Source organism: Streptomyces sp. NRRL F-5630 (genome assembly GCF_000719475.1).
Taxonomy (GTDB): domain Bacteria; phylum Actinomycetota; class Actinomycetes; order Streptomycetales; family Streptomycetaceae; genus Streptomyces.
In genome coordinates this window covers 1-378 of the sequence record NZ_JOGO01000210.1, presented here as the reverse complement: position 1 = coordinate 378, position 378 = coordinate 1, and the positions used below count along the sequence as shown (strand labels likewise).

Annotated in this window: 1 protein-coding gene; it reads left to right on the top strand. The window is 71.2% G+C overall.

The genetic code is table 11. From position 1 onward, the window contains the following. Positions 1 to 17: 17 nt before the first annotated feature. Positions 18 to 378 (top strand): condensation domain-containing protein (locus IF99_RS31460; RefSeq protein ID WP_324604399.1); only part of this gene is annotated, 361 nt, incomplete at its 3' end.

The following is a 378-nucleotide window of genomic DNA, read 5'->3' as shown; positions in this document are numbered from 1 at the left end:
CTGGGGCGCGTCCGGGGGTGGTGGCGGGGGTGCGGCCGGAGCGGTTGCCGTTGTCGTACGCGCAGCGTCGGTTGTGGTTCGTGGACCGGTTGGAGGGTGCGAGCGCGCTGTACGACATTCCGTTGGTGGTGCGGTTGTCGGGGCGGGTGGATGTGGGGGCGTTGGGTGCGGCGCTGGGGGATGTGGTGGGGCGGCACGAGGCGTTGCGGACGAGGTTCCCGCAGGTGGAGGGGGAGCCGTATCAGGAGATCGTGCCGGTGGGCGAGGCGCGGGTGGAGTTCGCGGTGGTGCCGGTGGGGGCCGGTGAGCTGGAGAGGCGGATCGAGGAGTTCTCCGGTCACGTCTTCGATCTGGCCGCTGAACTCCCGATCCGGGCGA